Origin of the sequence: Mesorhizobium sp. ESP-6-2 (genome assembly GCF_020164675.1) — a bacterium.
Taxonomy (GTDB): Bacteria; Pseudomonadota; Alphaproteobacteria; order Rhizobiales; family Rhizobiaceae; genus Mesorhizobium.
In genome coordinates this window covers 839,403-862,690 of sequence record NZ_JAIUGT010000001.1, presented here as the reverse complement: position 1 = coordinate 862,690, position 23,288 = coordinate 839,403, and the positions used below count along the sequence as shown (strand labels likewise).

Annotated in this window: 26 protein-coding genes; 14 read left to right on the top strand and 12 right to left on the bottom strand. The window is 64.4% G+C overall.

Annotated features, from left to right (window positions below):
* Window positions 1-2 precede the first annotated feature (2 nt).
* The 3 genes from LB532_RS04265 to LB532_RS04255 are packed head-to-tail and all read left to right on the top strand — an operon-like array spanning window position 3 to window position 1,919.
* Window positions 3-884, top strand: a complete 882-nt coding sequence (locus tag LB532_RS04265) for a UPF0280 family protein (protein ID WP_140639291.1) — start codon at window positions 3-5, stop codon at window positions 882-884.
* Window positions 877-1,461 carry an amino acid synthesis family protein gene (locus LB532_RS04260; protein WP_140639292.1) on the top strand — a complete coding sequence of 195 codons (585 nt, stop codon included), beginning with the start codon at window positions 877-879 and terminating at the stop codon, window positions 1,459-1,461. The genes LB532_RS04265 and LB532_RS04260 overlap by 8 nt, the downstream gene beginning before the upstream one ends.
* The gene (locus tag LB532_RS04255) at window positions 1,458-1,919 is read left to right on the top strand and encodes a MarR family winged helix-turn-helix transcriptional regulator (RefSeq protein ID WP_140639293.1); all 462 of its coding nucleotides are present in this window, start codon (window positions 1,458-1,460) and stop codon (window positions 1,917-1,919) included. Before LB532_RS04260 ends, LB532_RS04255 begins: the two co-directional genes overlap by 4 nt.
* A gap of 248 nt (window positions 1,920-2,167) precedes the next feature.
* Here LB532_RS04255 and LB532_RS04250 read toward each other — a convergent pair whose 3' ends face one another.
* From LB532_RS04250 to LB532_RS04240, 3 genes are read right to left on the bottom strand one after another with little or no spacing between them, the layout of a single operon-like run.
* On the bottom strand, window positions 2,168-3,136 hold the full coding sequence (locus tag LB532_RS04250; RefSeq protein WP_140551609.1) for a substrate-binding domain-containing protein: 969 nt from the start codon (window positions 3,134-3,136) through the stop codon (window positions 2,168-2,170).
* Window positions 3,133-4,443 carry an ABC transporter permease gene (locus tag LB532_RS04245; protein WP_140551610.1) on the bottom strand — a complete coding sequence of 437 codons (1,311 nt, stop codon included), beginning with the start codon at window positions 4,441-4,443 and terminating at the stop codon, window positions 3,133-3,135. Before LB532_RS04245 ends, LB532_RS04250 begins: the two co-directional genes overlap by 4 nt.
* On the bottom strand, window positions 4,440-6,026 hold the full coding sequence (locus LB532_RS04240; RefSeq protein WP_140639570.1) for a sugar ABC transporter ATP-binding protein: 1,587 nt from the start codon (window positions 6,024-6,026) through the stop codon (window positions 4,440-4,442). The genes LB532_RS04245 and LB532_RS04240 overlap by 4 nt, the downstream gene beginning before the upstream one ends.
* Window positions 6,027-6,245: 219 nt before the next feature.
* Between LB532_RS04240 and LB532_RS04235 the strand changes: the two genes are divergently transcribed.
* Complete coding sequence (locus LB532_RS04235; protein WP_140639294.1) at window positions 6,246-7,265, top strand: LacI family DNA-binding transcriptional regulator; 1,020 nt, start codon at window positions 6,246-6,248, stop codon at window positions 7,263-7,265.
* A 48-nt stretch (window positions 7,266-7,313) separates the two neighbouring features.
* Here the strand turns inward: LB532_RS04235 and LB532_RS04230 are convergent, their stop codons facing one another.
* The 3 genes from LB532_RS04230 to LB532_RS04220 form a co-directional block, all read right to left on the bottom strand.
* On the bottom strand, window positions 7,314-8,315 hold the full coding sequence (locus LB532_RS04230) for an LLM class flavin-dependent oxidoreductase (protein WP_140639295.1): 1,002 nt from the start codon (window positions 8,313-8,315) through the stop codon (window positions 7,314-7,316).
* A gap of 1 nt (window position 8,316) precedes the next feature.
* On the bottom strand, window positions 8,317-8,463 hold the full coding sequence (locus tag LB532_RS04225) for a hypothetical protein (RefSeq protein ID WP_181169337.1): 147 nt from the start codon (window positions 8,461-8,463) through the stop codon (window positions 8,317-8,319).
* Window positions 8,464-8,585: 122 nt separating this feature from the next.
* Window positions 8,586-9,755 carry an AI-2E family transporter gene (locus tag LB532_RS04220; RefSeq protein ID WP_140639296.1) on the bottom strand — a complete coding sequence of 390 codons (1,170 nt, stop codon included), beginning with the start codon at window positions 9,753-9,755 and terminating at the stop codon, window positions 8,586-8,588.
* A gap of 252 nt (window positions 9,756-10,007) precedes the next feature.
* On the opposite strand from LB532_RS04220, the gene LB532_RS04215 reads away from it, so the two are divergent.
* Both LB532_RS04215 and LB532_RS04210 read left to right on the top strand, forming a co-directional pair.
* Complete coding sequence (locus LB532_RS04215; protein ID WP_140639297.1) at window positions 10,008-10,574, top strand: carboxymuconolactone decarboxylase family protein; 567 nt, start codon at window positions 10,008-10,010, stop codon at window positions 10,572-10,574.
* Window positions 10,575-10,663: 89 nt separating this feature from the next.
* Window positions 10,664-11,524 carry a helix-turn-helix domain-containing protein gene (locus LB532_RS04210; RefSeq protein WP_140639298.1) on the top strand — a complete coding sequence of 287 codons (861 nt, stop codon included), beginning with the start codon at window positions 10,664-10,666 and terminating at the stop codon, window positions 11,522-11,524.
* A gap of 46 nt (window positions 11,525-11,570) precedes the next feature.
* On the opposite strand, the gene LB532_RS04205 is transcribed toward LB532_RS04210, so the two are convergent.
* Complete coding sequence (locus LB532_RS04205) at window positions 11,571-12,629, bottom strand: LLM class flavin-dependent oxidoreductase (protein ID WP_140639299.1); 1,059 nt, start codon at window positions 12,627-12,629, stop codon at window positions 11,571-11,573.
* A gap of 219 nt (window positions 12,630-12,848) precedes the next feature.
* Here LB532_RS04205 and LB532_RS04200 point away from each other — a divergent pair, with 219 nt between their 5' ends.
* The gene (locus LB532_RS04200) at window positions 12,849-13,277 is read left to right on the top strand and encodes a DUF6481 family protein (protein WP_140639300.1); all 429 of its coding nucleotides are present in this window, start codon (window positions 12,849-12,851) and stop codon (window positions 13,275-13,277) included.
* 243 nt (window positions 13,278-13,520) lie between these two features.
* Here the strand turns inward: LB532_RS04200 and sugE are convergent, their stop codons facing one another.
* Window positions 13,521-13,835: a quaternary ammonium compound efflux SMR transporter SugE gene (gene sugE / locus LB532_RS04195; RefSeq protein ID WP_140491423.1), complete on the bottom strand. Its 315-nt coding sequence runs from the start codon at window positions 13,833-13,835 to the stop codon at window positions 13,521-13,523.
* Between the two features lie 245 nt (window positions 13,836-14,080).
* Entirely contained in the window at window positions 14,081-14,206 is a 126-nt protein-coding gene (locus LB532_RS30020; RefSeq protein ID WP_140491427.1) for a hypothetical protein, read from the bottom strand.
* Window positions 14,207-14,483: 277 nt separating this feature from the next.
* Between LB532_RS30020 and LB532_RS04190 the strand changes: the two genes are divergently transcribed.
* Entirely contained in the window at window positions 14,484-15,437 is a 954-nt protein-coding gene (locus LB532_RS04190; RefSeq protein WP_140639301.1) for a cation diffusion facilitator family transporter, read from the top strand.
* A 262-nt stretch (window positions 15,438-15,699) separates the two neighbouring features.
* Complete coding sequence (locus tag LB532_RS04185) at window positions 15,700-16,104, top strand: GFA family protein (RefSeq protein WP_140639302.1); 405 nt, start codon at window positions 15,700-15,702, stop codon at window positions 16,102-16,104.
* A 20-nt stretch (window positions 16,105-16,124) separates the two neighbouring features.
* Here the strand turns inward: LB532_RS04185 and LB532_RS04180 are convergent, their stop codons facing one another.
* Window positions 16,125-17,411, bottom strand: a complete 1,287-nt coding sequence (locus LB532_RS04180; protein ID WP_140639303.1) for a DNA recombination protein RmuC — start codon at window positions 17,409-17,411, stop codon at window positions 16,125-16,127.
* Window positions 17,412-17,514: 103 nt separating this feature from the next.
* Between LB532_RS04180 and def the strand changes: the two genes are divergently transcribed.
* Genes def through truA form a run of 4 tightly spaced genes read left to right on the top strand, consistent with a single transcriptional unit; the run spans window position 17,515 to window position 20,257 of the window.
* The gene (def, locus tag LB532_RS04175) at window positions 17,515-18,045 is read left to right on the top strand and encodes a peptide deformylase (protein ID WP_140639304.1); all 531 of its coding nucleotides are present in this window, start codon (window positions 17,515-17,517) and stop codon (window positions 18,043-18,045) included.
* A gap of 6 nt (window positions 18,046-18,051) precedes the next feature.
* Window positions 18,052-18,987, top strand: a complete 936-nt coding sequence (gene fmt / locus LB532_RS04170; RefSeq protein ID WP_140639305.1) for a methionyl-tRNA formyltransferase — start codon at window positions 18,052-18,054, stop codon at window positions 18,985-18,987.
* The gene (locus tag LB532_RS04165; RefSeq protein ID WP_140639306.1) at window positions 18,984-19,490 is read left to right on the top strand and encodes a GNAT family N-acetyltransferase; all 507 of its coding nucleotides are present in this window, start codon (window positions 18,984-18,986) and stop codon (window positions 19,488-19,490) included. Before fmt ends, LB532_RS04165 begins: the two co-directional genes overlap by 4 nt.
* A gap of 17 nt (window positions 19,491-19,507) precedes the next feature.
* Window positions 19,508-20,257, top strand: a complete 750-nt coding sequence (truA, locus tag LB532_RS04160) for a tRNA pseudouridine(38-40) synthase TruA (protein ID WP_140639307.1) — start codon at window positions 19,508-19,510, stop codon at window positions 20,255-20,257.
* Here the strand turns inward: truA and LB532_RS04155 are convergent.
* Together LB532_RS04155 and dapE are read right to left on the bottom strand one after the other, a co-directional pair.
* The gene (locus tag LB532_RS04155; RefSeq protein ID WP_140514320.1) at window positions 20,245-20,874 is read right to left on the bottom strand and encodes a transporter; all 630 of its coding nucleotides are present in this window, start codon (window positions 20,872-20,874) and stop codon (window positions 20,245-20,247) included. The two genes, truA and LB532_RS04155, sit on opposite strands and share 13 nt — an antisense overlap.
* 5 nt (window positions 20,875-20,879) lie before the next feature.
* Window positions 20,880-22,073: a succinyl-diaminopimelate desuccinylase gene (dapE, locus tag LB532_RS04150; RefSeq protein ID WP_140639308.1), complete on the bottom strand. Its 1,194-nt coding sequence runs from the start codon at window positions 22,071-22,073 to the stop codon at window positions 20,880-20,882.
* Window positions 22,074-22,202: 129 nt separating this feature from the next.
* On the opposite strand from dapE, the gene LB532_RS04145 reads away from it, so the two are divergent.
* Window positions 22,203-23,240 (top strand): 2-dehydropantoate 2-reductase, encoded by a 1,038-nt coding sequence (locus LB532_RS04145; protein ID WP_140639309.1) that lies wholly within the window; start codon window positions 22,203-22,205, stop codon window positions 23,238-23,240.
* Window positions 23,241-23,288: the final 48 nt, after the last annotated feature.

Genomic DNA, 23,288 nt, shown 5'->3' with positions numbered 1-23,288 from the left:
CGATGAACGGTCCGCAAGCGCATTGGCTCGGGGACGGCAGGCGGCTGCACCTCAACCACGGGCCGATCGACCTGATCGTCGAGGTCTTTGGGACGCCAGGCGAATGCCGGCGAGCTTATGAGCAGGCCGTGGCGCGGTTCCAGACCATCCTGCCAGAACTGGTGGAGGAATTGCCCGAGTTGCGCCGGCCGGCCACGTTGCGCCCGCGCGCCTTCGCCGGCCCGACGGCGCGGCGCATGGAAGCGGCAGTTACCCCGTTGGCGGACGACTTCATCACGCCGATGGCCGCCGTCGCCGGTTCGGTAGCCGACGAAATACTTGCCGCGCTGAGTGCCGGACGAAAACTCGATCGTGCTTACGTCAACAATGGCGGCGACAGCGCGCTGCATCTCGATGCCGGCCAATCGATCACCCTTGCCATTGCCGGCACCGGCCATGGCCTTGCCGACCGCATCGTCATCCGCGCCGAGGACGAGGTAGGCGGCGTTGCCACCAGCGGCTGGCGCGGGCGCTCGTTTTCGCTCGGCATCGCCGACGCCGTCACCGTGCTGGCGAGGACCGGCGCCGAGGCCGATGCCGCGGCGACGCTGATCGCCAATGCCGTCGACTTGGCCAACCATCCCGCTATTCGGCGTGTGCCCGCGCATGATCTGGCGCCGGACAACGACCTTGGCGACAGGCTGGTGACGCAAGAGGTCGGGCCTCTTTCTGCCGAAGAGATTGCCACGGCGCTGGACAGCGGACTTGCCGTCGCCGAAGATTTCCGCCGCAGGGGACTGATCGCCGCATCGGCGCTGTTCCTCGCCGGCCAGACCCGCATCGAGGGCTCAATAGCGCTTGCCGCGCCCGACAAAAGTCCAGGGAAGGAAGTTGCCCATGCCTGAGTTTCCGATCCGCAAGATCGTGGTGCTGACCGAAGAGATCTTTCATGAGGGCGGGCCGGAGGCCAAGGTGCCGCGCCGCCGTGCCGCCGCCATGGCACTGGTGAAGAACCCGTTCGCCGGGCGCTATGTCGAGGAGTTGCAGAGCGCCATGGACGATCTGAAGCCGCTTGGCCTGCTGCTCGCCGACCGGCTGATCGCGGCATTGGGTGGCGACGTGAAGCAGATCGACGGCTATGGCAAAGGCGCCATCGTCGGCATATCGGGCGAACTCGAGCATGGCGCGCTTTGGCATGTGCCGGGCGGCTACGCCATGCGCGAGCGGCTCGGCGGCGCCAAGGCGATCGTGCCGTCGGCCAAGAAGGTCGGCGCCTTCGGCTCGCGGCTGGATGTGCCTCTCGGCCACATCAACGCCGCCTATGTGCGCAGCCATTTCGATGCGATGGAAGTCGGCGTCGGCGACGGACCGCGCCCCGATGAGATCCTGTTCTGCCTCGCCATGACCTGCGGTCCGCGCGTGCACAATCGCATGGGCGGCCTGGCCGCCGACGACATCAAGGCCTGGGACGGGCTGCGGTGAGCGGCGAGGACAATCTGCTGAAGCTGGTCGAGGTCGAGGAGGCCGACGATCAGGACTACCACCTGCAGGAACAGGTCGGCTTCATCCTGCGCAAGGCGCACCAGCGCCATGTCTCGATCTTCGCGGCGCGTATCGGCGACCTGACGCCGCCGCAATTCGCGGCACTGGCCAAGCTGCGCGATGTCGGCGAGACTTCGCAGAACCAGCTCGGTACGCTGATCGCCATGGATGCGGCGACGGTCAAGGGCGTCATCGACCGGCTGAAGGCGCGCGGCCTCGTCGAGCTCTCCAAGCACGAGGGCGACAAGAGGCGGCTGCTGGTCAATTTGACCGCCGAGGGGCGACAGGCGATCGAACGCCTGATCCCGCTGGCGCGCGAGATTACGGAGGAAACCTTGGCACCGCTCACGGCCAAGGAGATCGCCACCTTCATGAAGCTGCTGGCGAAATTGGCGTAGGGGCCGGCGACGAGGTCCTTCCTCTCCCTCCGGAGGGGAATAGGCGACGCTGCGAAGCGGCAACGGAGTGGGAAGCCACCTGGCCACCGCCGCCGACGGATATTGAAAGGGGAACAGGGCGCGCGCCAAGTGTCGACCCCCACTCCGTCGAGCTGCGCTCGACACCTCTCCCCCGATCGACGGGGGAGAGGAAGGTCCCTGGGACGAAGAACCTGGACCTTGGGCCGGCAATTATCTCCGGCGAAAACTCAGAGGCCGTTGTCCTTCAGCACCTGGGCGGCGTTTTCCTTGGTGATCTTTTGCGTCGGCAAGGTGATGGTCTTTTCGACCTTCTCGCCGTTGAGGAACTTGATCGCCTGGCGCAAGCCTTCCGCGCCCGGGGTCACATAGGTGAAGGTCGCCGTCAGCTCACCCTTGTTCACCATTTGCACGCCTTCGTTCGGCAGGCCGTCGATGCCGATGAACTTGATGTCCTTCTCGCGGCCGACATCCTTGGCGGCGAGGTAGGCGCCGTAGGCCATGGGGTCGTTGTGGCCGTAGACGAGATCGATCTTCTCGTTGCTCTTCAGCGCGTTGGCCATCAGATTGTAGGCCTGGTCTTGCTTCCAGTCACCCGACTGCTGGTCGAGCAGGTACTTGATGCCCGGCTCCTTGTCGGTGAACTCATGGAAGCCGTCGTGGCGGTCATGCGCCGGCTGGGTGCCCATGCCGCCCCAGATCTCGACGACGTTGCCCGATGCCTTGCCCTTGCCGCCGAGCAGCTCGACGGCATATTCGCCGGCCGCGCGGCCGATCAGCTTGTTGTCGCCGCCGACGAACTGGGTGTAGTCCTTGGTGTCGACATTGCGGTCGAGCACGAAGACCGGGATCTTGGCGTCGATCGCCTGCTGCACGACGCCGGTCAGCCCGGCCGATTCCTTCGGCGACACCAAAAGCGCATCGACCTCCTGGCGGATCAGGTTCTCTACGTCGGCGACCTGCTTCTCGGTCTTGTCCTCGCCGTCGGTGATAATCAGCTCGACCTCGGGATGCTTTGCGGCCTCGGCCAGTATGTCCTTGTTGAACTGCGCGCGCCAAGGCTCGATGGTCGTCACCTGCGAGAAGCCGATCTTCCACTTCTTGTCCTGGGCCAAGGCGTGGCCGGTGGAGAGCAGCGCGGTGGTGGTCAGCAATGCCGCGCCAAGGGCGGCAAGCTTCAGCGTGTCACGTCGTTTCATTTCTTGTTTCCTCCGAGATTGAGAGACCGGGTCTCTTGCGACGGCCGTTTTGCCGCGGCCGTTTCCTTGTGCGCCGCTCCGGGCAGGCGCAGATAGGCTAGGAGATCACCGGCGTTGCGCTCCTGCACGAGCACTGTGCCGATGATGATCATCCCCTTCAGCACCAGCTGAAGGTTCGAATTGATGTTGTGGAGCTGCAATATGTTGGACAGCAGCCCGAAGATCAGCACGCCGCAGAAGGTCCCGGTGAGGCTGCCTCGCCCACCCATCAGGCTGGTGCCGCCGATGACCACGGCGGCGATGGCGTCGAGCTCCAGGCCGGCGCCGGCATCGGGCTTGCCCTGCCGGTACTGAGCGACATAGAGCACCGCGGCAATGCCGGCGAGCAGGCCCGAAACGGCGTAGGTGACGATCTTGACCCGGCCGGCGGCGATGCCGGAAAGCCTGGCCGCCTCCTCGTTGCCTCCGATGGCGTAGACATAGCGGCCGAACGGCGTGAAGCGCAGCACCGCGCCATAGATCAGGATGGCGCCGAGGAAGAACAGGCCGGGCATCGGCACGACTCCGAACACCATGGAGCGCAGCAGCTCGAAATCCTCGGTGGCGTTCGAGCCGGTATAGACCGGCAGCACGGCATTGTTCTGGCCGGCGGTCAGCCGGGCGATGCCCAACGCCGTCACCATCATCGCCAGGGTGACGATGAAGGGCTGCAGACGCCCGGCGACGATGATGAAGCCGTTGAGCGCACCGAACAGCAGGCCCACGCATGGCGCGACCAGCAGCACGCCGAGCACGCCGAATTTGGGCTCGACCTGCGGCAGCAGGTACCACAGGGAAAGACAGCACAGGACCACGCCGACGATTGCCGGCGTGACCAGGCCGCGGGCGCGGTCCAGCCTTGCGTCGCGCGAGGCATCGGCGCCGGCGCGCGACTTTTCGAGATTGAGGAAGACGAAGCGGGTGACGATGAAGCCGAGACAGAGTGCCACCAAGGCGACGGTGGGCACGCCAAGCACCACTCCCGGCGTCACGCCCGGAACCGTCAGCAGCATGGCACAGACCACCGAACAGATTGCCATCAGCGAACCGACGGAAAGGTCGATGCCGCCGGTGATGATCACCGCCGTCATGCCGGTGGCGATCAGGCCGGTGGTCGACACCTGGCGCAGCACGTCGAGCAGATTGCCGTAGGACAGGAAGATGTTGTTGCCCTTGGAACTGACCGGCGAGCCCAGCACGCCGATCAGGAAGATGGCGATCAGGCCCCAATAGAGCTTGGTGCGGGACAGGAGTTTCAAGGCGGTCATGCGGCTGGTCTCGAAATCGTGCGGCGCGGCGCGGCGAGACGCATGATGGCCTCCTCGCTCGCCGCATCGCGGGAAAGGATGCCGGTCTGGCGGCCATCGGCCATCACGAGGATGCGGTCCGAGAGGTGCAGCAGTTCGGGCAATTCGGAGCTGATGACGGCAATGGCCAGCCCGTCGCGCGCAAGCTTGAAGATGAGATCGTAGATCTCGCGCTTGGCGCCCACGTCGATGCCGCGCGTCGGCTCGTCGAGAAGAAGCACGCGCGGCCGTGTCGCCAGCCATTTGCCGATGACGACCTTCTGCTGGTTGCCGCCCGACAGCGTGCCGGCTGGCTGGTCGATGTCCTCGCACCGTATGCCGAGCGCCCGGACCGCCTGGCGCGCCAGCCCCTGTTCGCCGGCCAGCGAACGGATGCCGAAGCGCGCCAGCGATCCGACCAGCGGCAACGCGACGTTGTCTGTAATGGAAGCCTGGAGATGCAGGCCTTGCGTCTTGCGGTCCTCGGTCACCAGCGCAATGCCGAGGCGCCTGGCATCGCGCGGCGAGCGGATCTCGACCGACGCGCCGTCGAGCCGGATCTCGCCGCCGGTGCGGCCATCGCTCGAGCCGAAGATCGCCTCCAGGATTTCGGTGCGCCCTGAACCCAGCAACCCGCCAATACCAAGGATCTCGCCTTCGGCGAGTTCGAAGTTGACGCCGTCGATCACGGTGCGCCAGCCATGGGCGTCGGGTTTCGTCAGCGACAGGTTCTCGACGGAAAGCACGACTTCGCCGCCGTAACGGCGCTCCTCTTCCGAGGAGGCCAGCAGGTCGCGCCCGACCATCGCCGAAATGATGGCGTTCTCGTCGAGCTCGCCCATCGGCCGCGTCAGCACGTGACGTCCGTCGCGAAACACCGTGACCCTGCCCGCCAGGTGCATGACCTCGTCGATGCGGTGCGAGATGTAGACGATGGCGACGCCGCTGTCGGCAAGCTGGCGGATGATGCGGAACAGCCTCTGGCATTCGGCTGGAGAGAGCGCCGAGGTCGGCTCGTCCATGATCAGGATGCGCGCCGACATCGACAGCGCCTTGGCGATCTCGACCAGTTGCTGTTCGCCGACGCGCAAGGTGCCGACACGGGCTTCCGGGTCGAGCTCGATGCCCAGCCGCTGCAGAAGGGCGCTGGCGGCGCGGCTGCTCGCCTTGCGGTCGACGATCAGCCCGGCGATCAGCTTCTCGCGTCCGAGAAAGATGTTGTCGGCGACGTTGAGTTCGGGAACCAGGTTGAGCTCCTGGTGGATGATGGCAATGCCGGCGGCCTCGGCGTCGCGCACGCCGGCGAAATTCGCGGCTACGCCGTCGACGCGAACCGTGCCTTCATAACCCGTGTAGACACCGGAAAGGATTTTCATCAGCGTCGACTTGCCGGCGCCGTTCTCACCCATCAAGGCGTGGACTTCGCCGCGCCGCAGCTCGAAACCGACGTCGACCAAGGCGGCAATGCCGCCGAAGCTCTTGGATATGTGCTCGGCGCTCAGGACGACATCCGAACGGTCCGCCGCCGCAACATCCCCCCGAGCGATGGAATTTCCGTGCTCCATGACAAAGGCGGCCTCCCTTCCGTCGTCGTCTGACGTCATAAACGCTATTCTAAACGTTTCGATCCTGTCAAGCTTCTATCTGGTCACGCGAGATCGCCTCATTTCAATTCTTGCGAAAAACCGCGATATTCCGTAGGTATGAGGCATAGTGAGGCGGCGAAACGTTTCGAAATGGCAGGGCCAAGCAAGACAAGGCAGCGAAGATCGACGGCGCCGACCATGCTTCACGTGGCCGAGGCGGCGCGCGTGTCGGTCGCCACGGTTTCGGCGCTGATCAACGGCACGGCGACCGTCAGCCCGGAGCTCAGCCAGCGCATCGAGCAGGCGATCCGCGATATCGGCTACAAGCGCAATGCGATCGCCCGAAGCCTGAAAATGGGCACCACGCGCACCATTGGATTGACTGTCCCGCACATCACCAATCCGTTCTTCACCGATGTCGTGTCAGTCATCCAGCAGGCCTTCGACCGCGCCGGCTATGCGGTCATGCTGTGCTGCACGGACGAGGACCTCAACACCCAGGACGACCAGATCAGGCTGCTGCTCGACCGCATGGTCGACGGGCTGATCGTGGCGCGCGTCGGCGATGGGACGATCCTCAAGCGCATCGTCGACGACGCCAACGTGCCGGTCGTCCTGCTTGACCGCATCTGTGACGGTGTCGACACGGATGCCGTGGTGCTCGACAACCAGCGCGCCGTGTTCGACGCCATCACCTACCTGATCCATCTCGGGCACCGGCGCATCGGCTACATCACCGGAACGTCGGATATCTCACCGATGCATGATCGCATGGCGGGATATCGCGAAGCGCTTCAGGCAGCCGGTCTGCCGGTGGCCGAAGACCTGATACGTTCCGGCAATTTTCACGAGATCGACGGCTATAACGCGGCCATGCAGTTGTTGTCGCTGCACGACAGGCCGAGCGCGATCTTCTCCGCCAACAATCCGATGGTGATCGGCACCATGAAGGCGATCCGCGATATCGGCCTGTCCTGCCCGGAAGATGTTTCGATCGCCTGTTTCGACGATTTTCCGTGGTCGGACGTGTTTGTCCCGCAACTGACCACGGTGGCGCAGCCGGTGCAGGCGATCGGCGAACAGGCGGCCAATTTGCTGCTCGACCGCCTTGCCGGAAATCGCGACGCGCCGCCGCGCAAGCTGGTGCTCAAGGGCCGGCTGATGATCCGCAATTCATGCCGACCGCTGGCAGCGGTGGCGCAGAGCGTGAGTGCGTAGAGCGGTTCATTGATTGAATCGCTATCGGCAAGCGCCGAGCTGGAAATCTCACGCCGCTTGCGACAGCGATTTGTGGGCGTCAGCCAGGATTTCGAAGGATCTCACCCGAGCCGCATGATCGAATATCTGCGCGGTGACCATCAATTCGTCGGCGCCGGTGCGGCGAACGAAGGCGTCGATGCCTTGCCGCACCGTTTCCGGCGAGCCGACGACGGCGCAGGACAGCGCCTGGCCGAGCATGGACATGGCCATCGGATCGAGATCGCGGTCATAGTTCTCGACCGGTGGCGGCAGTTTTCCGGGGCGGCCGGTGCGCAGATTGACGAAAGCCTGCTGCAGCGAGGTGAACAGCAGCCGCGCCTCAGTGTCGGTGGGCGCCGCAAAGACGTTGAGGCCGAGCATGACATAGGGTTTGTCGAGCTGTTCCGACGGCTGGAAGCGCGAGCGGTAGATGTCCAGCGCATGGTCTAGCTCGGCCGGCGCGAAATGCGAAGCGAAGGCGTAGGGCAGGCCGAGCATGGCGGCAAGCTGGGCGCCATACAGGCTGGAGCCGAGGATCCAGACCGGCACGGTCTGGCCTTCGCCCGGCACGGCGCGCAGCCGCTGGCCCTCTTCCGCCGGCAGGAAATAGCCCATCAGCTCGACGACGTCCTGCGGGAAATTGTCGGCACCGGCCTCGAGATTGCGGCGCAAAGCACGCGCCGTGTTCATGTCCGTACCGGGCGCCCTGCCGAGGCCGAGATCGATGCGGCCGGGGAACAAGGCGGCCAGCGTGCCGAACTGCTCGGCGATGACCAGCGGCGAGTGATTGGGCAGCATGATGCCGCCGGCGCCGACGCGAATGGTTTTAGTGCCGCCGGCGACATGGGCGATGACGACTGACGTGGCGGCACTGGCGATGCCGGGCATGTTGTGATGCTCGGCCAGCCAATAGCGCCTGTAGCCCAGCCGCTCGGCATGGCGGGCAAGATCGAGCGAATTGGCGAGCGAACGCGAGGCATCGCTGCCTTCGACGATCGGCGACAGGTCGAGGACGGAAAGGGCTGCCATGTCAGGTCTCCACGATTTTTGTCTCAAGCACCCTGGCCCCGAAGGCCGTGCGGTGGGGAATAACGATGCCAAGCTGGGCCTCGAGCGCGGCGGCAAGTTCGCTGGCCGTGGCCATATGCTTCAGCGTCGCATCCCGCGAACCCGGCATCGCCGATGCAAGCGAAATAGGCGTCGAGGTCGAAGAAAGCGGCGCTCATGGGAAAGGTACCGGGCATTGACCGACCGGATATAGGCATTCGGGCCAGGGGCCGCAAACCCGACGCACCGGCTTTATACGGAGGCCTTGCTGCCTTCCTCGGCGGCTTCGTCCTCGACCGCCGCGAGATGCTGCGCCGCCAGGAAGTTGCCGACATGGCTGAGACCATCAAAGTGATCGCAGAACACCTTGACGACGACCAGCAGCGGCACCGCCATCAGGGCGCCGACAAAGCCCCACAGCCATGACCAGAAGGCGATGGCGATGAAGATCGCCACGGCGTTGATCTCGAGCCGCCGGCCGACAACCATCGGCGTGACGAACTGGCCTTCAACGATGTCGCACAAAAGCAGGAAGGCAGGCGCCAACAATGCATAAGAGATCGTGTCGAAGCTGATCAGCGCGATGATCGTGACCACAACGAGAGTGATCATGGCGCCGACATAGGGCAGGAAATTGAGCAGAGCGGCCGCGGCGCCCCAGACGAACGGGTTGGGCATGCCGAGCGCCCACAGGCCAAGGCCGATGATCGTGCCGAGACCGATATTGATGATGGTGACGGTGAGCAGATAGTGCGAGATTTCCTGTTCCACGTCATAGACGACGCGCAGCGCCCGCTTCTTCTCGGTGAGACTGGCAAAGGACTGGATGATCTTTTCATAAAACATCGTGCCCGAAGCGAGCAGGAAAAGCGACAGCACGAAAATGATGGTCAGGCTTGTTCCCGCCGACAGGATGTTTGAGGCGGCCGACGACAGGAAGCCGGACTGGGCTACCGCAACCCTTTGTACACCCGGCTCCTGAGATGTCTCGGTCAGGCCTTCAATCTGGTGCGCAATTTCCATTCCCCTCTCCAGCGGACGCCGTAGTTGCGCCAGCCGCTCGGTCAGCCGCTGGCCGATCGACGAGGTGTTGTTGATGAGGTCGATCACCGGGCCGCTCAGCAAATAGCCGGCGCTGGCGAAGAGGCAGAGGGACAGAAGCACCAGAAGCGTCGCCGAAACCGCTTCGGGAATGCCGCGCTTGCGCAGAAGCCTGACGATCGGCGTCAGCGTCAGTGCCAGCAGAAAAGCGAGTATGACCGGCATGAAGAAAGCGCGGGCGAAATAGAGCGCATAGACGGCCATGAAAATGAAGATGCCGACGAGCAGCGAGCGTATCAGATGGGTGTCGGCGCGGGCGACGATGCGCGCCTCTTCTGCTTCGGAAACGCCCGCGACCGAAGCGGTGGGGTCAACTTTCATCACGGTCCCTCGGCGTTGGCGCAACCGCTGACGAAAACGCCCCTGCCGCTCCAAGGTTCCGTTAGCCGGCGTTGACGGCGAGCTCCCAGGCGTGCGGCTCACGATAGACGCAGCCCTGCTATTACATGCCATGTAATTGAGGCCGCGCACTGGGCGGGCGTAGTACGAACAGGCTTTCGCGATGAACGGGAAAGCCGGCGGGCCGGACAAGCCAGCCGCGCAATCACATCCGAACTGGAAGAGGACAACACAATGCAGAGGTTCCACCTTCAAACCGTCGAGTCCGCGCCGGAGCAATCCAAACCCGCGCTGAAGGCGCTCGAAGAGAGGTTCGGCTTCCTGCCGAATGTCATGGCGACGATGGCGAACAATCCGGTCCTTCTCAATGGATTCGTCAACAGCTTCGGCAGCTTTCACGGCGGCAGCTTCGACGAGATCGAGAAGCAGGTCCTGCTGCTTACCAATGCCGTCACGATCAAATGCCCCTGGACCGTTGCCGCGCACTCGACATTCGCTATCGAAGACGGGATTGCCGAGAGCGAAGTCAGGGCGATCCGTGAAGGCCGGTTGCCACAGGATCCGAAATACGCCGCACTTTCGGCGCTGACAAAGGCGCTGATCGAAAACAAGGGAAACGTGACCGACGCGGACATCGACAGGTTCACCTCGGCAGGTTATTCGAAACTCCAGATCCTTGAAGTCGTAACCGGCGTGGGCGTCTCCACGATGGCGGCAACGACGACGAATATGGCCGGTACCCCGATCGAGGACCGCTTCCAGCCGCAGGCATGGTCACCTCCCTCGGCGATCGCGGCTTGAGCCGAATGACGGCGCATGGATCGCCATGCGCCGTCGAACGATAAGCGGGTGGACGCCTATCGTTGGACGGGTTGCGAGGATAGTGCATCATGAAACCGTCGAACCTCAGGACGAGCACGAGGCCTGAGCTGGGCGTGCTCCTGCGTCACTGGCGCGATGCGCGCGGCAGAAGCCAGCTCGACCTGTCCCTTGATACCGGCGTTTCGCAAAGACAGATCAGTTTCATCGAAAGCGGACGCAGCGTTCCCAACCGCGAGACCTTGATGGCGATCGCCCGGGCACTCGATGTCCCTTTGCGCGATCGCAACACATTGCTGCTGGCGGCAGGCTACGCGCCGATGTTTTCCGAGGCCGCTTGGGATTCGGTGGAAATGAAGAGCGTGACCGATGCCTTGACGCGCATCCTGCGGCAGCATGAACCGTTTCCGGCGCTGGTCATGGACCGGTACTGGAACGTGCTGATGACCAATGAGGCCGCGCCACTCTTCTTCGGCTGCTTCATCGACATGGCCGTTCGCAAGGGGCCGCGCAACATGCTGCACCTGATATTCGATCCCGACGGCATGCGCCCGTTCGTCGCCAATTGGCAGGACGTGGCGCGGAGCTTGTTCGAACGTGTCTATCGCGAATCCATCGGCCGCGTCGTCGACGAAAAGACAAAGGATTTGCTGGCGGCACTGCTGGCCTACCCGGATGTGAAAAACGAATGCAAGAACCCGGTGGCGATCGGCTTCATGCCCGTCATCCCGCTTGGGTTCATCAGGGAAGACCGTGTCCTGAACTATTTTTCGATGGTCACCACGGTCGGCACCCCCCAGACCGTCGCCGCCCAGGAGCTTCGCATCGAGTGCCTGTTCCCGGCCGATGAGGCGACCGAGATCCATCATGCCATGATGATGGATGCGGCTCGTGCTCGTGCTTCGCAACGGCCAGGCGAGCACGTCGATTGACGGGCGGGCTCTGAGCGAAGCCCGCATCTGCGGGCCCCATTCGAGATCATACGGCAGGCGACGGGGCGGGGACGGCGACGGCCGTTTCCTTGCGCACGATCGACGCCACCCTGGTGCCGTAGAGTTCAATCGCCTTCATGACCTTGGCATGCGGCATGATGCCGATCGCCATCTGCAGCAGGAAACGGTCGTTGCCGAAGATCTTGTGCTGGGCGACGATCTTTTCGGCCACCTGCTCGGGATTGCCGACGAACAAGGCGCCGCCCGGGCCGCGTGACTGGTCGAAATGCGCCCGCGAGGTCGGACCCCAGCCGCGCTCGCGGCCGATGCGGTTCATCACCTCGGCCTGCGGGCCATAGAAATCGTCGGCCGCCTTCTCGGTCGTGTCGGCGATGAAGCCGTGGACGTTGATGCTGGTGGCAAGACCCTTCGGATCGGCGCCCGCGCGCATGGCGGCCTCGCGGTATAGGTCGAACAGCGGCGCGAACCGCGCTGGCTCGCCGCCGATGATGGCGAGCGCCAGCGGCAGGCCGAGCGCGCCCGCGCGGGCGGCGGACTGCGGCGTGCCGCCGATGGCGATCCAGATCGGCAGTTTTTCCTGCAAGGGGCGTGGGTAGACGCCGCGATCGTTGATCGGCGCGCGCAGATTGCCCGACCAGGTGATCTTCACCTGATCGCGGATGGCGAGCAGCAGGTCGAGCTTTTCGGCGAACAGCTCGTCATAATCCTCAAGATTGTAGCCGAACAGCGGAAAGGACTCGATGAACGAGCCGCGTCCGGCCATGATCTCGGCCCGGCCGCCGGAAAGAAGGTCGAGCGTGGCGAATTGCTGGAAGACGCGGACCGGATCGTCCGAGGACAGGACAGTGACAGCGCTGGTCAGTTTTATGCGCTTGGTGTGCTCGGCCGCCGCGGCCAGCGCCACGACAGGTGCGGACGCGGCATAGTCCGGCCGGTGGTGCTCGCCGAGGCCGAAAACGTCGAGGCCGACCTGATCGGCCAGTTCGATCTCCTCGATCAGGTTGCGCAGCCGCTCGTGCGGGCCGATTGCGCCGGGGCCCGGCTGCGGGCTGACGTCGGCGAAAGTGTAGAGACCGAGTTCCATGTGGTGTCATCCTGGCGTTTGATTTCGCGCTAGAGTTAGCGATCGGCCCGTATCGCCACCAGAGGGTCCGACTGCGAACAGTGCGTGTCCGTTTCGGCCGCGAAGGCGTCTCCCGGCTGCAACAGCACGGAATTTCATGGCTGGCATACCGTTTTGGCGCTTGAACTCCCGGTTTTCGCGCGTATGTAAGCGTCGCGAATTGACTTCAGGGAAGTGGACTTGGCTATCTACAGGGAAAAAGACATTTTCGAGCGGCGCAACGCCGCGAACGAGGCAAAGAAGGCGCTTCTGGAGCGCTTCAAGGCAAAGCCGGCGGCGGACGATCCCGCTGTGCTGGCGCGACAGGCCGAACGCAAGGCTATCCTTGCGGCGCGTGAGATACGCGAGGCCGAGAAGGCGAGGCTGAAGCAGGAAAGGCTGGCACGCGAGGCAATCGAGAAGGCCGAGCGCGAGGCCGCAGCCGAAGCCGCACGGATCGCGGCCGAAGAGGCGGCGCAGGCGGAAGCCAGGATTCGTGAAGCCGAAGAGGCCGAGCGTATCGCGCGTCTTTTGGCCGACGAGGCCGAGCGCAAGGCCAAGCGCGATGCGCGCTATGCGGCGCGCAAGGCGCGCACCGGCAGGACACCGCCAGGCTTTACCGGCCGCTAGCCTCACCGCCGGAGCAATCTGCTTCGAGGATCAGGGTCGCTGCGAAGCGGCCCTGCATGCGTTTGTCCGCGCGCCAATTCATGCGATTGTGGACGCCGGTCGCGATGCGACTTTCGCGGAATTGCTCTGTTTGCTTCGACGCAATTCCGGACGGAAAATCGCTTCGCACTTTCCCAGGATTGCCCTGTTTGCTTCGGCGCAATTCCGGGCGGAAAACCGCTTCGCACTTTTCGTGGAATTGCTTTACGCCGCGAATTTCAGCCCCATAATGCCGCAGACGATGAGCGCGATGCAGGCGAGCCTGATCACGGTCGCCGGCTCGCCGAGCAGCCAGATACCGAGCAGCGCCGTGCCGACCGTGCCGATGCCGGTCCACACCGCATAGGCGGTGCCGACGGGCAGCGCTTTCAGCGCCAGTCCAAGCAGCGTGAGACTCACGATCATCGAGGCGACCGTGAGCACGGTCGGGACGAGCCGGGTGAATCCGTCGGTGTATTTGAGGCCGATTGCCCAGCCGATCTCGAACAGGCCGGCGAAAAACAGAAAAATCCATGACATGGGGAACGCTCCATCCAAGCATCGCAACGACGTCCGTTTCGGGACGATGCAAAGCGCGATCGACCGAGCACCGCGGAAGCCGTCCGGCTGCCGATGCCCTATCAAACAGTGGGCGGGTCGTCCCGACCGGATTTCAGGAGATGTGGGGTCGTCCCCGCACCAGATATAGGGTGTCCTAACGCCCGATCAACAAAGTGCCGGCGGTGTTTCGAACGCCGCCGGCGAACTCCATCCGAGGCACGCGACTATTTTTCCTTGAGCCTCGTTGCCTTGACCGGCGGCGCCTTGAGCGTGGGAGCAGCGGCCGGCTTCTTGGCGTCCTTCTTTGGCTTGCGGGCCTCTTTGCCTGCCTTCATCGCACCTTTTGCCATGATTCGTTCCTCCAGTTGCGGGAAGCGAAGTGAAACAAGAGAAATGCCTCTAGGCAAGGGGCTGTTCGCGGCCCTGGCCCCGAAAACCCGGCAACCTGTTTCGACGGCCTTTATGAATTCCAACCGGCGCACAGCGACTTGAACGGATGGGGTGTTGATGAGTGGTGGATCGCCGCGGAATTTCGGCAGGCCCGCAGCATGATCTCGAGGAAATCGGCTCCCACTTTTCCTGCAATTGCTCTAGACTTCGCGTGTCGGACAGGACGACAGGGAAGCAATGGCGGGGCATGGCGGCTCTCGAACGGTCATCTACGCGGCGCTCGCCGGCAATCTCGCGATCGCGCTGACCAAATTCGCCGCGGCCTTCTTCACCGGCAGTTCGGCGATGCTTTCGGAGGGCGTGCATTCGCTGGTCGATACCGGCAATGGCGGTCTGCTGCTTTATGGCATGCATCGCGCCGCACGCCCGGCCACCCGCGCGCATCCGCTCGGCCATGGCCGCGAGCTCTACTTCTGGAGCTTCATCGTGGCGCTTCTCGTCTTCGCGCTCGGCGCCGGCGTATCCTTCTACGAAGGCGTGACGCACATCATTGCGCCCGAACCGGCCGCCAATGTCAGGGTCAACTACATCGTGCTCGGCCTGTCGTTTCTGTTCGAGGGCAGTTCATGGCTGGTGGCGCTGAGGGAATTCCGCCGGCAGAAGGGCCAGCAGGGCTGGCTGCAGGCCGTGCAATCGAGCAAAGATCCAAGCGTCTACACAGTGCTGTTCGAGGACAGTGCCGCGCTTCTCGGCCTGATCGTCGCCTTTGCCGGCATATCGGCGGCGGAGATTTTCGAGATGCCGGAACTGGACGGCGCCGCCTCGATCGGCATTGCTCTGATCCTGGGTGCGACCGCGGCCTTCCTGGCGCGCGAGAGCAAGGGGCTGCTCATCGGCGAGCCTGCTTCGCCCGCGGTACAGAAAGAAGTGCTGGCGATCGCCCAGCAGGATCCGGCGGTGCAGCGGGCAAACGGCGTGCTCACGGTCCACCTGGGGCCGGAAGAGATCGTTGCCGGCCTGAGCATCGAATTCGAGGACCATCTGTCGGCGCCGGAAATCGAAGCCTGCGTGGAGCGCCTCGAAGCGCGGCTGAGGAAGGAAATGCCCGAGATCACCCGGCTGTTCGTCAAGCCGCAGACGTCAGGCACCTGGGAACAGCGACGCAAGCTGATCGAATCAGCATCCGAGTAGACTTTGAGCATAGGCTCGAAACCCGCGTCCCACGCCTCGGGATCATGCCTCTGGATCAGCGTCGCGTCGTTGCCTTGCGCCGCTGCGCCGCTGCGCCGCTGCCCCGCCAGAGCAGTTCACCGTTTCACGGAGACGGCGAACCGCTCTATGTCTTTGTTTTTGCGCATTCCATAGGAAAGCGCTACGCGCTTTCCTGGGAAAACCGTACACACTTTTCCTGGAATTGCTCTAGGATCAGCCGATCGAATTTTGGAGGACGATTATGAAGATCGACGGCGGCTGCCATTGTGGCGCCATCACCTATGAGGCGGAGGTCGAGCCGGAAAAGACGTCGATCTGCCATTGTACCGATTGCCAACAGCTGACCGGTACGGCCTTTCGTGTCACCGTTCCGGCGCCTGAAGATCACTACCGGATCACAAAGGGTACACCGAAAGTCTACATCAAGACCGTGGCAAGCGGCGCCAGGCGCGTCCAGGCCTTTTGCGCCGACTGCGGCTCGCACCTTTACGCCACGTCGGTCGGAGATGGCCCAAAGGTCTACGGCATTCGCGTGGGAACCGCGCGGCAACGCCAGGATTTGATTCCGACACTGCAAAAATGGCACCGCTCGGCGCTTCATTGGCTACCCGAATTTCACGGCATGACCACAGTGGAGGAGCAGTAGCGCCGGTCCGGTGCGGCGCCTCAGTCGTCGCCTTCGACCACCCTCAGCCTGAGCTGGCCGGTCTTTGAATCGGCAACGCGCGGGGAATCGACAACGCGAGGGCCGGGTTCCGGCTTCGCAGGGGCTGGTGACGCGATGTCCGGGCCGACATCGCCACCGGGCTGCGCGCCGAATTCCAGCGCTTCGATCTTCTGGCCGCGCTTGGTCACCTTCGACGTCGAGACGAGGATGTCGTCTATATCCTTGGCCGACTGGGCAAAATGGCCCTGCAATTTACGCACCCGCTCGTCGACACGCGAAACGTCCTCCATCAGCCGGATCACCTCGCCCTGGATCAGGTGTGCCTGCTCGCGCATGCGGGCATCCTTCAGGATCGCCTGGATGACCTGGATCGACAGCATCAGGAGCGACGGCGAGACGATGACGACGCGGGCGCGGTGCGCCTTCTGCACCACCGCCTCGAAATTTTCGTGGATCTCGGCAAACACCGATTCCGACGGCACGAACATGAAGGCGGTATCCTGCGTCTCGCCCTGGATCAGGTATTTTTCCGCGATATCGCGGATATGCACCTCGATGTCGCGGCGGAAGGCCTGCGCCGCGACCTTCTGCTGTTCGGCGCCTTCGGCGGCGCGGATGGCGTTCCAGGCTTCCAGCGGAAACTTGGCGTCGACGGCAAGCGCCGGCGCGCCGTTGGGCATGCGCACCAGGCAATCGGGCCGGCTGCCGTTGGACAAGGTCGCCTGGAATTCGTAGGCGCCGTGCGGCAGGCCGTCGGCGACGATCGCTTCCATGCGCGACTGGCCGAAGGCGCCGCGCGTCTGCTTGTTGGAGAGGATCGCCTGCAATTGCACGACCTGGCCGGCGAGCGACTGGATATTGCCTTGCGCGGTGTCGATGACGGCCAGCCGTTCCTGCAACTTGGCCAGGCTCTCATGCGTGGATCTGGTCTGCTCGGTCATGGTCTGGCCGAGGCGGCCAGTCATGGCGTCGAGGCGCTGGCCGATCGACTGCGTCAGTTCCGCCTGCCGCGCGCCGAAGACTTCCGCGATGGCGCCCATGCGGCCCTGCATCTCAGCTTGGCTTTGCAATATGCCGGCCATCCGCGCCTCGGCGTCGCGGGCATGGTCGGCGGCTTCGGCAGCGGCAGCGGCGCGCGCCTTGGCCGAGCGCCACAGCGCGACGACAAGCGCCACGAACAGGCCAAGAAACAAAATGGTGCCGAAAGCCAGCGCATGGCCGAGCGTGATCGTGGTCGCGCCAAGCCGGGCGACAGGCTCTGAAAGGATGGACGTCAGGTCGTTCATGCGCACAGCATAGACGATTCGGTCGGCCAGCACAGATCAAAACGTGAACAATCCCCCCGCGCACCGGTTGACGCCCTTTATTCAAGGTCTTAGGTGAGACGCCATGCCGATCAAGCCGCTCATCATCCTTCCCGACCCCATCCTGCGCCAGGTTTCCAAGCCGGTGGAGCGCGTCGATGCGCCCTTGCGCAAACTGGCCGACGACATGCTGGCGACCATGTATGACGCGCCGGGGATCGGGCTAGCGGCGATCCAGATCGGCGAGCCGCTGCGCATGCTTGTGATCGACCTCGCCAAGGAGGACGAGACGCCGGCGCCGCATGTCTTCATCAACCCAGAAATCCTGGAAAGCGCCGACCAGCGCTCCGTCTACGAGGAAGGCTGCCTGTCCATCCCCGACTATTACGCCGAGGTCGAACGCCCGGCTTCCGTGCGGGTCAAGTATCTCGACCGCGACGGCAAGCTGCAGGAGATGGAGGCCGAGGGGCTGATGGCAACCTGCCTGCAGCATGAGATCGACCATCTCAACGGCGTGCTGTTCATCGACCACATTTCGAAGCTGAAGCGCGACATGGTGGTGAAGAAGTTCAAGAAGCTGGCCAAGGACAAGGCTCCGGGCAGGCTGGTGGGATAGGGGACAATGCCCCTTCGCGTCATCTTCATGGGCACGCCGGAGTTTTCGGTGCCGACGTTGCGCGCGATTGCCGAGGCCGGACATGAGATTGCGGCCGTCTACACGCAGCCGCCGCGGGCCGCCGGACGGCGCGGCCTGGAGCTGACGCCGTCGCCGATACAGCGCGAGGCGGAACGGCTGGGCATCGAGACGCGCACGCCGACGTCGCTCAAGGGCGAGGCCGAACAGGCAGCTTTTCGCGCGCTGCAAGCCGATATTGGGGTGGTCGTGGCTTACGGCCTGCTTTTGCCCAGGGCGGTTCTCGAGGCGGCGCGACTGGGCTGCATCAACGGCCATGCGTCGCTGTTGCCGCGGTGGCGCGGTGCGGCGCCTATCCAACGGGCGATCATGGCGGGCGACAGCGAAACCGGCATGATGGTCATGCGCATGGAAGAAGGCCTCGACACCGGCCCAGTGGGGCTGGTTGAAAAATGCGTCATCGAACCCGATATGACCGCCGGCGATCTGCATGATCGATTGATGAGCGTCAGCGCCGCACTGATAGTGGAATCGCTGGCGCGGCTGGAAAGGAATAGCCTGGCCTTCACCGCCCAAGCGGTTGAGGGGGTGACCTATGCCAAAAAGATCGATAAATCCGAGACGCACGTGGATTGGACGCGACCCGCGGCCGAAGTCCACAATAACATTCGCGGCCTGTCGCCCTTCCCCGGCGCCTGGTGCGAGGTTGAAATCGGTGGCCGGGTGGAACGGCTGAAACTGCTTCGCTCGACGCTTGCGCAAGGCGTGGGCGAACCGGGAGGAATTCTCGACGACCGCCTGACGGTCGCCTGCGGAGCGGGCGCGATCCGGCTGGTCGAAGTTCAACGGGCGGGCGGAAGGCCCGCCGCCGCGCAAGAATTCCTGCGTGGGACCAAGATCGAAAAAGGAATGAAACTGTCATGAGCATGATGTCGATACGCACGGCGACGCCGCGGGATCGCGAGGCCATCCGCCTCGTCGAGGAACACGCTTTCGGCCAGCAGGCGGAAGCCGGGCTGGTTGACGCGCTGGTTTCCGGCGGCGACGCCGTTGTCGAACTGGTGGCGGAAGAAGACGGGCAAGCGGTTGGCCACATCCTGTTTTCGCGTCTTTTCGTCCGCGCCGGCGGCAAGGATTTCCCGGCGGTGGCACTGGCGCCGCTGGCGGTGGAGCCGTCGTTTCACGGCACCGGCATTGGCGGCGCGCTGATCCGCGAGGCTCACATCCGCCTGCGCGACGCCGGCGAGACGCTGGCCGTGGTGCTGGGCGACCCCACCTACTACAGCCGTTTCGGCTACAGCCATGCGCGTGCCGAAGGCTTCGAGAGCGACTACCAGGGCGAGGCGCTGCAGGCGCTGGCCTGGGGCGACGCTCCTGAAGCCGGCCGGCTGGTCTACGCCTCGGCCTTCACCGCACTCGCCGCCTAGGCGTATAGCCGCCCGGCATGCCGCGTTTTCGCCTCGACATCGAATATGACGGCAGCCTGTTTGCCGGCTGGCAGCACCAGGCGGACCAGCCTTCGGTGCAGCAGGCGATCGAGCTGGCGATCGAAAAATTCTGCGGCCAACAGGTCCGCTTGCGCGCTGCCGGCCGTACCGATGCGGGCGTGCATGCGACGGCCCAAGTGGCGCATGTCGATCTCGCCAAGGCCTGGCCGGACGACAAGGTGCGCGATGCCGTCAACGCGCATCTGCAGGCCGCCGGCAATCGCATCGCGATCTTGAAAGCCACGACCGTCGTCGACGGCTTCGATGCCCGCTTCTCGGCCATCGGCCGCCACTATCTCTACCGCATCCTCAACCGGCGCGCGCCCTCGGCCCTGGAAAAGGGCAAGGTCTGGTGGGTGCCGAAGCAGCTCGACGCCGCTGCCATGCACGAAGCCGCCAAAGTGCTGCTCGGACGGCACGATTTCACCACCTTCCGTTCCACGCAATGCCAGGCCGAGAGCCCGGTGCGCACGCTCGACCGTCTTGACGTCAGCCGTTCGGGCGACATGATCGAAGTCAGAGCCTCGGCGCGTTCCTTCCTGCACAACCAGGTGCGCTCGATGGTCGGCTCGCTCAAGCGCGTCGGCGAAGGCGCATGGACGGCCGGCGACCTCAAGGCGGCGCTCGAGGCGCACGACCGCGCCGCCTGCGGCCAGGTGGCGCCGCCCGACGGGCTTTTTCTGGTCGGCGTCGATTATCCCGGATAGAGTCCCGAAAGGCTCTGAGCTCCGGTGTCCGGAACCGTGATTCCAAGCAGCGCCTGCAGCCCGAACAGGACGATCAGCGAAGCGATGAACATGCCGACGAAGACAGCGGTCCCGATTGCGGCACCCCTGCCGATGGTCGCGTTGGTCATGCGCCAGGTCAACACCATCGAGAGCGCGAACAACAGCAGCGACACAAGGCTGGAGATCTGGCTCGCCGAGGTCAGGAAAAGCCTGATCAGCGCGGACGGCAGCATCAGCCAGGCGGTGATGGCCGAAGCCCAGTTCGAGGCCACGACATAGTGCACGAAGCGGCCGCCGATGCCGGCGCGCGGCGCGACCAGAGCGAGTGCGACCAGAGGCAGCACCCAGGAACCGATATCGACTGTCGCCAGCCGCAACAGCATGCTGAAGCGGCCCGCGAAGGCATCGGGATCGCCGATCTCGTTGGCGATGCCGACCCAGCCGACGATCAATGCCGGCGCCGCGACGACGATGGCGAAAAAGGAATTCCAGAAACCATCGGCAGACAGGTCGAGCAGACGCAGGCCATCGGCCCTGCCGAGCATCAGTCGCCAGGCGCCGGTCAGCGAAACTTGGGTCTCGTCCGCCGAAAGCATGCTGCTCAGTCCTGTCCGAACCAGTCTTCGATGAAGCGCTGATAGATTTGCGTCAGCGTCTCGAGATCGGCAAGGGCGACGCGCTCGTCGACCATGTGCATGGTCTTGCCGACCAGGCCAAATTCGACCACCGGGCAATAGTCCTTGATGAAGCGCGCATCCGACGTGCCGCCGGAGGTGGACAGCGCCGGCGCTCTGCCGACTACCGTCTTGACCGAGCCGCTCAATGTCTCGATCAGCCTGTCGTCGCGGGTCAGGAAGACATGGCTCGGCCTGTCGCGCCAGACGAGTTCGTAGTCGACCGGCATCTCCTTGCCGGGCCGGTATTTCTTGCGGCCCGCCGCCTGGTCGAGACGGTTGTGGATTTCGGCCTGTATGGTCTCGGCGGTCCAGCTGTCATTGAAGCGGATGTTGAAGGTGGCGGTTGCCTTGGCTGGAATGACGTTTGTGGCCGGGTTGCCTACGTCGATGGATGTCACCTCCAGATTGGTCGGCTGGAAATCCTTCGTGCCCTCATCGAAGACGGGATGCAGCAAAGCGTCGACCAAGCTCATCAGCCCGCGTACCGGGTTGTCGGCAAGCAAGGGATAGGCGACATGGCCCTGGCGGCCGTTGACGGTGACGCCGCCCGACAGCGAGCCGCGCCGGCCGATTTTTATCATGTCGCCGAGCGCAGCCGGGTTGGTCGGCTCGCCGACGATCGATGCATCCCATTTCTCGCCTCTGGAAGCCGCCCATTCGAGCAGCTTCGTGGTGCCGTTGATGGCCGGGCCTTCCTCGTCGCCGGTGATCAGCAGCGAGACCGAGCCCTTCGGACCGCCATTCGTCTCGACATGGCGCGCTATCGCGGCGATGAAACAGGCGATGCCGCCCTTCATGTCGACCGCACCCCGGCCATACATCTCGCCATTGGCGATCTCGGCGCCGAAGGGCGGATGCGTCCAGGCGGCTTCGTCACCGACCGGCACCACGTCGGTGTGTCCGGCGAACATCAGATGCGGGCCATTGCCGGAGCGCCTGGCATAAAGGTTCTCGATATCGGGCGTGCCGTCTTCCGAAAACACCGGGCGATCGACGAGGAAGCCGAGCGGTTCCAGCATCGTCTGCAACGCGGTCAGCGCACCGCCTTCGGCCGGCGTCACGGAGGCGCAACGGATGAGGGCGGCGAGGTTTGCGGCGGGATCGGTCGGCAGCGTCATGGCAAAAGCGATAGTCGAAAGCTGAAGGCCTGTCACGGCCAGACGTAGGGGCCAGGCCTATGACCGGCGATACCGCCGACATTATGGTTTTCATGTCGTATAGTCGCGGGCCCGGTGCGGAGCGACAGGATGGCAAATGGGGACAAGAGAATCGTCATTGCCGGCGCCGGCAACATCGGCTGCTATGCCGGCGGCTGCCTGGCGCTCGCCGGGCGCAAGGTGATTCTGCTGGCCCGGCCGCGCATCGAGGCGGCGCTGCGGCAAGGCGGATTGCGGGTCAGCGACCTTGAGGGCCGCGACCGGGGCCTCGAGCCGCAAGCGCTTGCCGTCACCACCGATCCAGCCGCCGCCTTGCCGGAAGCGGACGTGATCCTGGTCACCGTCAAGAGCGGCGCGACGCGGGAAATGGCTGCGCTCATCGCCGCACATGCCCCGCCGGACGCCGTGGTGGTGAGCCTGCAGAACGGCATCGACAATGCCGACAGGCTGCGCGCCGGTGTCGGCGGGCGACCAGTGCTGGCCGGCATGGTGCCGTTCAATGTCGTGCAATCGGCCGACGGCGAATTGCCGCTGCGTGTCCACCGCGCCAGCGACGGCAAGGTCATGATCGAGGACAGCGATGCCGGTCTGATCAGCCTTCTCGGCGTCGAAGGGTTCCGGGTTGAAGCCCATGCCGACATGAAAGCCGTGCTGTGGGGCAAGCTTTTGATGAATTTGAACAATGCGCTGGTGGCGCTTTCGGGCCTGCCGCTGGCGAGCGAGCTTGCCGACCGGCGCTGGCGGCTGATCCTGGCCCGACAGATCGACGAGGCGCTCCAGGCCATGAAGGCGTCGGGCATCGAGCCGGCGCGGATCGCCGCCTTGCGGCCGGCGCTGTTGCCGATAGTGCTCCGCCTCCCCGATTGGCTGTTCAGGCTGCTGGCGAGGCGGATGCTGGCCATCGACCCGGAGGCGCGTTCCTCCACGTGGGACGATCTGCAGCGCGGCCGGCCGACGGAGATCGGCGATTTGCAAGGCGCCGTTCTTCGCCTGGCGCAAGAAGCGGGCACGCCGGCGCCGACGGTCCGACGGATCATCGCCCTGGTGCGTGAGGCGGAAGCGGCCGGCAGCGGATCGCCCGGTTTCAGCGCGGATCAGGTCGCCGCGCCTGAAGCGCGTCGCGTCTGAACGATTCAGGCGACGCGCTTCAGGCCCTCATTTTCATGCATGCCGTCA